This is a genomic window from Variovorax sp. PAMC28562 (assembly GCF_014303735.1).
GTDB lineage: Bacteria > Pseudomonadota > Gammaproteobacteria > Burkholderiales > Burkholderiaceae_C > Variovorax.
In genome coordinates this window covers 4,040,153-4,050,457 of sequence record NZ_CP060296.1, presented here as the reverse complement: position 1 = coordinate 4,050,457, position 10,305 = coordinate 4,040,153, and the positions used below count along the sequence as shown (strand labels likewise).

Below are 10,305 nucleotides of genomic sequence, written 5' to 3'. Positions count from 1 at the left end.
TGGCACGACACTCCAAGTCGGCAATCAGGCCATGAGGGTTGTGGGCAGTTCAGCGAATGTGACGCAGACAAGTATTCCCGCGGCTTACGCTTTCCAGCAAGCAGTGTGTACTGGTGGAGGCGGAACCGCTACCGCCAATCCTTCGGGCAACGGATCGTTTTCCATCACTGGGCTAACCGGGATGGCTAGCTGCACTATCACCAACGCGGCGCTGCCTATCGTCAGAGTTAAAAAAACAACGACTAACGGTTCGGGAACTACGGCATTTGGTTTTACCTTGTCCGGTGTATCGCCCACCACCGAAAACATTTCGTTTACCAGTCCCAGCACAAGTCCGGCAGCGCCTGCGGCACACACGGCGACTGCAGGATCAATCACTGCGGTCACCATCACCGAGTCGAGCGTGCCAACAGGTTGGCCTGCAAATCCGACTGGTGTCTCGTGCATAGACGCCAACGGTGCGAGCACGGGCAACGGTGGGGGGAACCTTGGCACTTTGTCAGGAAACGCGGCTACGGTGCCCGTCACAGCCATGCGAGGCGGTGCCGACATCACGTGTACTTTCACCAACTCGTTAGTGCCTGACCTGTCCATCGTGAAAAGTCAGCGGCTCGGCACGACGGGTACTTTCATCGGACCGGGCACTAACGTTAAAGCGCCCGTTTCGGGCACGGTTCAATACCAGTTGGTGATTGCCAACGCTGCTGGCAGGCCCACCGCCAGCAACGTCACATACAGCGATGCGGTACCTTCGAACTTCGTCTCGCCAGCAGTGGTGAGTGCGACGCCTTCGGCTGGAGTCACGTGCCCGGTGCCGACGTTCGGCGGCAACACGTTGAGTGGCAGTGGAGTGACGTTGCCGGCCGGTGGCACCTGTACGATCGTTTACTCCGTTACAGCCAATACGCTTACCAGCCCGTCTACAGGGGTTGTCAACACCGCTACGGTCACCACGACTCCCACGGGCGGCACGGACACCAACACGGCAAATAACACTTCTTCAGTCACGACCTTCATCAATCCCATTATTCGATTGAATGACTCCGTCGTCGGTACCCCGCCCCCGGGGGACAGCGGATTGTTCAACCTTTCGTTCGTCGGGGCCAATGCCACCACAGCATTTCCCGGCGGCGGTACCAACCCACAAAATAACCAGGGCAATGGGGGCACTACCGGTTGGGTAATGATCGATGCGACGGACTCAGGGATTGCCTGGTCTACCGTGACGGTGGCTGAAACCGCCGGCAACACGACGACGCTTGCCTACTACAAACCAAACCTGACTTGCATCGACGGGAACAATGCGTCCTTTCCCCCAAGCGGGTGGACCTACCCGGGCGGCCCGATCGCAGGCGGGACCTACTCCAACGTAGTCGCGGCACCGCAGAACCCGGCTGTTGGCGCTGCAGCAATGATCACTTGCACCTACACCAACACGGTGAAGACGGCCACATTGCAAACCGCCAAGTCCTGGGGCACAGGCAGCCTGGCCAGCGACACGGCCAACATTGCCGCCACCACCGGCGGCACGCCCGGCAATGCCCCGGCGTTCAGCAGGGCAGGTGGCACAGCGGGTACCAGCGGCGCAGCCGTTACTGTGAGCGTTAACAACAGTCTGATCTTCCCGGCAGAGACCTTCGTCTCGGCGGGCAGTGCCGCCAAATACACCACCGTTCTGGTCTGTACGGCCGATGGCGGTGCCACGGCCAATTTCTTGAACGGCACCAATGTTCCGGCGAATGGCCAGAACAGCAACTCGCTGGTGATAGGCGCAGCTGACGACGGCAAAGCGATCGTTTGCACCTACACCAACACGCTCAAGCCGGCTTCCATAATTTTACAAAAGACCTGGCGCAACGGTACCGACAACAACGGCACCACCAGCACAGCCACCATTCCGGCCCTCAGCGCGGGAATGATCACGGCGACCGGCGTGGTGAATTCGACGTCGGGCGCAACGCCGCCGAGCAACAACAGCACCAGCAGCACGCCGGGTACCGCGGCGGTGGGCGCCACGCTCACGCTTCCCGTCGAAACCCTGGGAGCGGGCGCAGCACGCTTTGGTACTGGCGCCGGCGCGCCTGTCTACTCCTGCACCGACGGCACGACCACCGTCAACAACATCGCCCAGGGCGGCACCGTGACCGTGCCTGCCAGCAGTGCCACTGGCACGCTGACCTGCACACTGACGAATGCCGCACTGCCGGTGGTGGTGTTGGCCAAGGCGGCGCGTCCTGGTTCACAGTCACCGACCTTCAACTTCACCGTGAGCGGCGCCACCAATGGCAGCGCGGCGCTCTCGTTCACCCCGAACAACTCGGTGGTCACTCAATATGCGGCGCAGGAGCATCGCGGCACCGTGGGTACGGCGGTGACCATCACCGAGGCGACTACCGCCAACTGGCCCAGCGCGCCGGCATCGGCGGTGTGTACCGATCTGAACGCAGCCAACTCGGGCAACCCGGCGACGATTCCGATCGTTTCCAACACCGCCACCGCCACCTACACCGTCCCGGCCGCCAACATGGTGCTGGGCGCCAACATCCAGTGCGTCTTCACCAACGAGCAGCCGCAAATCACACTGAACAAGATATTCGTTGGTGTGGCGCGCGATTCGGGCAACTTCACCTTGCGCATCAGCGGCGTCAACAGCCAGCCAGGCAATGCCGACGTGACAGCGCCTGCCACCTACGCCAGTGGCGGGGGCGGCACTCCCTTTGTGGTGGTCAACGCCGGTCAGACAGTGACATTGAGCGAGACGGCGGGCTCAGGAACCTCGCTGTCCAACTACACCCCCACCATCAGCTGCAAGGACGGCAACAATCTGGCGTACGCCACGACGGCCGGCGCAGCGGGCAGCTGGACGCTGACGGTGCCCAGCGGCTTCGTCTCGGGCAACAGTGAGTTCATCCGCTGTGACATCACCAACACGGCCCCGACCACGCTCCAATTGAACAAGACATGGGCAGCCAACTCGACTGCGGGCGACCAGATCACGGTGACCACCACCGGCGGCAGCACCAACCCAACGCTGTCGTCGACCGCGACTGCCGCCACTACGCCGACCACGACGACCGGCCTACCTGCCACGGTGGCGGTGGGCAACACCATCAACTTACCGGCCGAGACTTTCACCCCGTCGACCAGTGCCGCCAACTACACCACGTCGCTGGCTTGTACGGCGGGTACCTTGAGTGGTACCGATGGCCAGGCGGGCAACACCTTGGCGATAGGCGCGGTCGACACCGGCAAGCCGATTGTTTGTACGTACACAAACACCCCCAAGCCTCTCAATATCTTCAGGCTGCGGTTGAGGAAGGTATTTGCCGGCAACATCACCCCCAACGACGCCATTACGGCGACCACCACCGGCGGCACTTTCTCAGGCAGCCCGTCCAATCCCACGCTCACTGCGGACGCCCTGGGTGGAAGCACGCCGACCACTGGCGCATCGGTCTTTGTCACCCAGGGGAACACCATCAGACTGCTGGCGGAGAACTTCACCACCGGCAGCCAGGCCAACTACACGACGACGGTGAGTTGCAATAACACGACATCGCCGGTGACCAATGCCACGCCGCCAGTGAACTTCACGGTGTCGTCGGTGGAGCCGTCGATTACCTGCACTTACACCAACACCCCCGTGGCCGCCCCTCCTGCGATTCTCAACACCACTAAAGTGCTGCAGGGCATTAACGGCGTTGCGGCCACGCCGGGTGCCTCTGTGAAGGCGGGCGACATCCTGGACTATCAGATCAGCGTGACCAACACCGGCGGCTCGTCAGGCCCGACTACTCTGACCGACACCGTTCCGGCCAACACCGTCTTCAGCACCGCGGCCCCGAGCGTGGGCTGGTCCTGTGCCAATGGCGCGGCAAGCGGCACGGCGTGCACCCAGACAGTGACCGTGGCAGCAGGTGCCACCACGTTGCTGGGCTACCGCGTCACCGTGTTCAATCCGCTCCCGGTGGGCACGGCGAGCATCGCCAACAGCGTCACTGCCTCCACCGGCACCTGCAGCAGTTGCAGCGTGAGCAACCCGACCGTGGCGGTTCTCGATACGTCCAAGGCGCTCGTCAAGGTCAACGGCACGGTGACGACCGGCACCGCCACGGTGGCGGGCGGAGATGTCTTCCTCTACAACATCGTTGTCCGCAATACGGGCGGCAGCAGCAGTACAACCGTGTTGAGCGAGACCGTACCGGACCATACCAACTACACCGGGTCGGGCGAAGGGTGGTCATGCGCCACCGGCTCGGCCGCCGGCATCGTTTGCACCTTGAGCATCACCACAGCCCCTGGCAGTGTCACGACGCCCTTCACCGTGACGGTTCTCAACCCGCTGCCGGTGGGCACCACGACGATCGTCAATACCGTGACGACCTCGGTAGGTACCTGCAGCGCCTGTACCGTGACCACGCCGGGGACTAACTTGGATGTGTCGGGGCGAGTTTTCACCGACAACGGCGCGGGCGGAGGCACAGCTAACGACGGGCTTATCAACGGCGCGGAGGTCGGCGTGGCACGCGTCGGCATCAAGCTGACCAACTGCGCGGCGATCATCTACGGCACGACCATCACCGATGGAACCGGCGGCTTCAAGATAGGGGTCAACTCGTCCCTGCCAGTGGGCAGCCCACTGTGCGTGGAGGAAACCAACCCGGCCACGCGGGTCTCGACCGGCGCCTCTTACGGCAGCACGGCGCTACCGTCCGGTGCGGCCGTGACCACGAGCGGAACCAGCTACACCTACACCCGCACCGGCACGCCTGACCGCATCGCCTTCGCGTGGAACGGCACCGGCCATGCCGGGTTGAACTTCGGCGATGTCGACCCCAACAATTTTGCCGCCGATGGCGCTAAGAGCGGTCAGCCCGGCAACACCGTCAGCTACTCCCACACCTTCACCGCGCAGACGGGCGGCTCGGTGAGCTTCACCATTGCATCCGCAGTCGCAGCGCCGACCCTCGCCGGCTGGAACGAGAAGGTCTTTGCCGATGTCGGTTGCACCGGCACGCTTCAGGCAGGCGCTGCGGTGCTGTATCCGCCCGCGGCGCCGACGACAGTGGTGGCAGGCCAGCAAGTCTGCATCGTGATGCAGGAGTTCATCCCGGCGACGGCGCAAAACGGCTACGTCAATACGGTCAAATTGGAAGCTGATTTCAACTTCACCAATGCAGCACCCACGCTTTCTGCCAGCTACCAGGTAACCGACGTGACCACGGTCGGAAGCAGTGCACTGGACTTGAAAAAGGAAGTGCGCAACGTCACCCAAGGCGGTGTGTTCGGCGTCAACAACCAGGCCAAGTCGGGGGAGACGCTGGAGTACCGCATCTCCTATACCAACAACGCCGCTGCACCGATCAGCACCCTGGCGATCAACGACACGACGCCCGCCTACTCGACCTTCGTGAGCGCCCTGCTGGAGAGCACGCCGGCCACGCTGACGGCCTGCGCAAAGAACACACCTGCCAACCCGCTGCCGGCAGCGACCGTCGCATGCCCCACGGCGCAGGCCGTGGGTGGCACCGGCCCTCTCGACTGGAAGTTCACCGGGTCGCTCGCGCCGGGCGGTACCGGTGCGGTGCTGTTCCAGGTGAAGGTCAACTGATCTTGACCAAGGTAGAGCGCCGGATGCGAACGCACTCCAAATCCAAGGAAGCTGGTTACCGGCTTCAGGTCGTTAACCAGTCGCGTGTCGCGTAGCCCGCATGTCGCCGCGGCAATGCGGCGCCGGCTGGTTGCGGTTGCTTGGACGGTAGCGGCTTCCGCCATGTTTGCGCTGCCGGCACAGGCGGCGGTCACGTCCTGCACGCCGAGCGGCACGGTGCCGGCAGGGCAACCGGGGGCGGGCGCTGCCTACAACAACTGCAGGGTGGTGACCAATTCCGGCGGTGACCAGACCCTCGCCGTCCCGGCGGGGAATTACGTCGAGTCCCGCGTCTGGGGCGCGGCGGGAGCGACGGGCTATTGGGTCAACGTCAGTGAGTTTGGAAACAGCGGCTACGGAGGTTACGGTGGCGCTGGCGCCTTTGCCAAAGGCGGCTTTGTTGCCAATGGCACGACCCTGTACGTCGTGGTGGGCGATGGGGGCCGATACTTTCCCAATGGGGCAGCATTGACCACGCCCTATGGGGGCGGTGGCACGCGCAATCCCACTACGGGTGCCGTGTTTTTTCACTCGCAGGGCGGCGGTTTGTCCGGTATTTTCTACGGCGCATCGCCTTTCGGCGCACTGTATGGGAGCGTCAACGGCAGCGCTGATCCCATCATCGTGGCGGGCGGCGGCGGCGGTGCGGATGCCTCATCGTGGGGTGACAGTCCGGGCTCCGGCGGAGGCCTGACAGGGTGGACTGGCGGCACCAGTGGCATGAATCCCGGAGGCGGTGCGACGTGCATCGCCACCGTTTACACCCCTGCAGGGGGCGGCACCCAGTCTGGGGGCGGGTCCAAGGGCATCGGCACGGCGGTTCTTGCCGGCAGCAATTCCACCAACGGCAGCAAATGGTACGGCGGGCTTGGCTCCTCGTCAGCGGCAGGCATGGGCGGCGGGGGCGACAGTTCGGGTGGCGGCGCTGGCTATTACGGCGGCGGTGGCGGCTCTGCCACCAACCGGTGCGACGACACGGCGGGCGGCGGGGGCTCGAGCTTCCTGTCGGCCTACATCCTCGGCGGTTCCGGTTCTTTTGCCACCGCCCCTTGGGTGCAAGCGCCGAGTAGCGGCGGGGCCCCCAATAGCGGCGACACCTATTACGGTGGCGCCGCAGCGCAGCCCACGGCGGTAGGCAATGGGTCTGGCGCTCAGGGGGGCAACGGTCGCGTGGTGGTGCAATGGAATGCGCCACTGGTCAAGATGGTCAAGACAACGACGGCCGGCAGCACGGGCACCAATGCCTTCAATTTCACCCACGCTGGCCTCACGACCACGGCCGGGATTGCGGCCGGCACCACGGCCATCAGCGTCGTCGATGCCGCGACCGTGATCGGTGCGCAGCGCATGGGCACCTTGAATACCAGCCAGAGCGTGGCCGAGTCGACCATTCCCGCCAGCTTTTTCGTGACCGGCATCGTTTGCAACGACACCAATACGGCGATCACCGGCAACTCCAATCCGGTCGCGCAAAGCGGGGTGGCGGACGTCACCAGCCTTAGCATCCCGGCAACCGCCATGCGAAACGGGGCGGACATCAGCTGTACTTTCGTCAATGCACAACGCACCCTGACCAAGGCCTTCGCAGCACCTTCGATCGTTCCGGGCGGCAGCACCACCCTGACGTTCACGTTGACGAATCCCGCCAACGGAGCGGCCACGACGGCAAGCTTTACCGACACCCTGCCGTCGAGCCTGCGTATTGCGGCCGTGCCTGCCATCGGAGGAACCTGCACCAACGCCAGTACGGCAACGGCCGCAGCGGCGGGCGGTACGGCCATCACGGTCACCAATGCGGCCGTTCCTGCGGGAACGAGCAGTTGCACGGTGACCGTCGCCGTGACCAATCTTGCAGGCGCCACCAACGCCAGTTGCACCACCAACCCCGCCGCATTCACCAACACCACCACCAACGTCACCGGTCTCTCGGCCAACTTCTTCAACGGCGTCACGGCCCAGTGCCTCATGGTGGCGCCTGCGCCCACTGTCAAGCTCGCCAAGACGACCACCAACGGCGCGGGCAGCAACAGCTTTGGGTACACGTTGACCGGCCTGGGCAGCACGAGCGACACCGTGGCGGTAACGGGCGCAGCGACGGTGGCCTCTGGTACCACGCAGGTCGGCTCCGTCGGCACGGCCGTCACGATGCAGGAATCGAGCGTGCCCACGGGCTGGCCGACCAACCCCACCGGTGTGAGCTGCCTCGACGCCAATACCGCGGCCAGCGGCAACGTCACGACCAACCTGGCCACGCTGAGCGGCAACACGGCCAGCCTGCCCGCTACGGCCATGCGCGGCAGTGCAGTGATCACCTGCACCTTCACCAACACGGCCCGCCCCGATATGTCGGTGACGAAGTCCGACGGGGTGAGCAGCGTCATGTCGGGCGCGAGCACAGCCTATGTGGTCACCGTGACCAACAGCGGAGCGGTGGCGTCCACCGTCGCGCTGGTCGACCCGGTGGCAACGGGCTTGAACAAGACGACAGTCGCCTGCGGTGCCGTGCCAGGCGTATGCACCACACCGCCCTCGGTCGCAGCCTTGCAGGCCGGCTTCACCACGCCGAGCATTCCGGCTGGCGGCAGCTACCAGCTGACGGTCAACGCCACGGTCACGGCGGCCGTGGGCGCCTCGGTCAGCAACGTCGCCACTGCCACGGTGGCGACCAGTACCGGCAGCAGCTGTGCGGCAGCGGGCGGCACATTCAACGCCGGCACCGGCGCGTGCTCGGCCACGGACACCGACGTCGTGGCGGCCGCGCCAACGGTCACGCTGGCCAAGAACTCGGTGGGCGGCACCGGCTCGTTCGCCTTCACCCTGGTCGGCGTCAGCAATACCAGCGATAGCATCACGACCGTGACGTCAGGCGCCACGGTGACCTCCGCCGCCAACCACACCGGCACGGTGGGCGCAGCGGCAAGCGCCACTGAAACAGCTGTTGCGGGCTACACCACCAGCAGCAGCTGCGTGGACGGCAACAGCGCCGTTACCGGCAACACGGTAGCAATCAGTTCGACCAACACGACCGCGACGATTCCCGCAGCCAACATGCGCGCCGGTGCGTCCTATACCTGCACCTTCACCAACACCGCATCGCCCAGCCCCCGGGTGCAGATCGTCAAGACAACAGTGAGCGGCACGGGCAGCAACGTCTTCAGCTTTGCGCTGGGCGGACTGAGCCAGCCCGGCGACAGCATCACGGTGGTGGGCGCCGGCACGGCCAGCGGCGCGGCGACGATCACCGGCACGGCGGCCACGGCGGTGAGCATGGCTGAAACCCCGCCCGCCGGCTGGCCAGCCAACCCGGTCAGCGCCAGCTGCGTCGATTCGCAGACCGCCACGAGCGGCAACCCGAGCGGGCCGCTAGGTACGCTGTCCGGCAATGTGCTGAGCATTCCGGCGGCCAACATGGTCAACGGCGCGGTGTTCAGCTGCACCTTCATCAACGCCTTCGGCTTCAGCGTCACGGGCCGCGTCTTCACCGACAACGGCGTGGGCAGTGGGACGCCGAACGACGGGGTCATGAACGGCAGCGAAGCGGGCATGGCCGGCGTCAGTGTCAGGCTGACCAATTGTTCCGGCACGGCTTATGCGCAGGGTCTCACGAGCGGAAGTGGCAGCTACGCCTTGATCGTGCCCGGCAGCGTCGCAGCCGGGGCGCCACTGTGCGTGGAAGAAACCAACCCGGGCGTGCGCGTTTCCACCGGCGCTTCGGTCAGCGCCACGGCCTTGCCCTCGGGCTTCGCCGTGACGGTCGGCGGCACCAGCTACACCTACGCGCGCACCGGCGCGCCCGACCGCATCGCCTTCGCATTCAACGGCGCCGGGCACAGCGGACTGAACTTCGGAGACGTCGACGCCAATACGTTTGCTGCCGATGGTGTCAAGACCGGTCTGCCCGGCAACACGGTGGTCTATGCCCACACCTTTACTGCGCAGACCGGCGGCGTGGTGAGTTTCTCGATTGCGTCGTCGGTGGCGACCCCGGCCCTCAATGGCTGGAACGAGAGGGTTCTTACCGATGTTGGTTGCACCGGCACGCTGCAAGCAGGCGCTGCAGTGTTGTACCCGCCAGCGGCTCCGACGACAGTGGTGGCAGGCCAGCAGGTCTGTATCGTGATGCAGGAGTTCATCCCGGCGACGGCGCAGAGCGGCTACATCGATACCGTCACGGTGCAGGCAGGCTTCGCCTTCACCAACGCCGCCCCGGCGCTGTCGGCCAGTTACCAGGTGACGGATGTGACCACGGTCAGCAGCGCCGCGCTCGATCTTAAAAAGGAAGTGCGCAACGTGACGCAGGCCGGCGTCTTCGGCATCAACAACCAGGCCAAGTCGGGTGAGACGCTGGAATATCGCATCACCTACACCAACAACGCTGCCGCATCGATCAGCACCCTGGCGATCAACGATACGACGCCCGCCTACTCGAGCTTCGTGAGCGCCCTGGCCGGTAGCACGCCGAGCACGCTGACGGCCTGCGTGAAGACCACGCCAGCCAACCCGCTGCCCGCAGCGACCGTCACATGCCCGACAGCGCAAGCCACTGGTGGCACCGGCCCCCTCGATTGGACGTTTACCGGCTCGCTGGCACCGGGCGGAACCGGCACCGTGCTGTTCCAGGTGAAGGTCAACTGAGGCCAGCGCGGTCGATGCCT

At 64.9% G+C, this 10,305-nt stretch carries 3 protein-coding genes and 1 pseudogene; 3 read left to right on the top strand and 1 reads right to left on the bottom strand.

The window, feature by feature from the left end:
* Positions 1-84 precede the first annotated feature (84 nt).
* The gene (locus H7F36_RS22325; protein WP_261802393.1) at positions 85-390 is read right to left on the bottom strand and encodes a hypothetical protein; all 306 of its coding nucleotides are present in this window, start codon (positions 388-390) and stop codon (positions 85-87) included.
* A gap of 142 nt (positions 391-532) precedes the next feature.
* Between H7F36_RS22325 and H7F36_RS22500 the strand changes: the two are divergent.
* The 3 genes and pseudogenes from H7F36_RS22500 to H7F36_RS18980 all read left to right on the top strand — a co-directional run.
* A pseudogene (locus tag H7F36_RS22500) lies at positions 533-949 on the top strand (hypothetical protein); the annotation flags it as partial.
* A gap of 129 nt (positions 950-1,078) precedes the next feature.
* Positions 1,079-5,611 (top strand): beta strand repeat-containing protein, encoded by a 4,533-nt coding sequence (locus H7F36_RS18985; RefSeq protein ID WP_187052244.1) that lies wholly within the window; start codon positions 1,079-1,081, stop codon positions 5,609-5,611.
* Between the two features lie 162 nt (positions 5,612-5,773).
* Positions 5,774-10,285: a beta strand repeat-containing protein gene (locus H7F36_RS18980; protein WP_187052243.1), complete on the top strand. Its 4,512-nt coding sequence runs from the start codon at positions 5,774-5,776 to the stop codon at positions 10,283-10,285.
* Positions 10,286-10,305: the final 20 nt, after the last annotated feature.

What these genes read in the sequence shown, in the direction of transcription:
- H7F36_RS22325 (WP_261802393.1), bottom strand. Translation starts at nt 390, where the DNA reads ATGGTGACCGCAGTGATTGATCCTGCAGTCGCCGTGTGTGCCGCAGGC.
- H7F36_RS18980 (WP_187052243.1), top strand. Translation starts at nt 5,774, where the DNA reads ATGTTTGCGCTGCCGGCACAGGCGGCGGTCACGTCCTGCACGCCGAGC.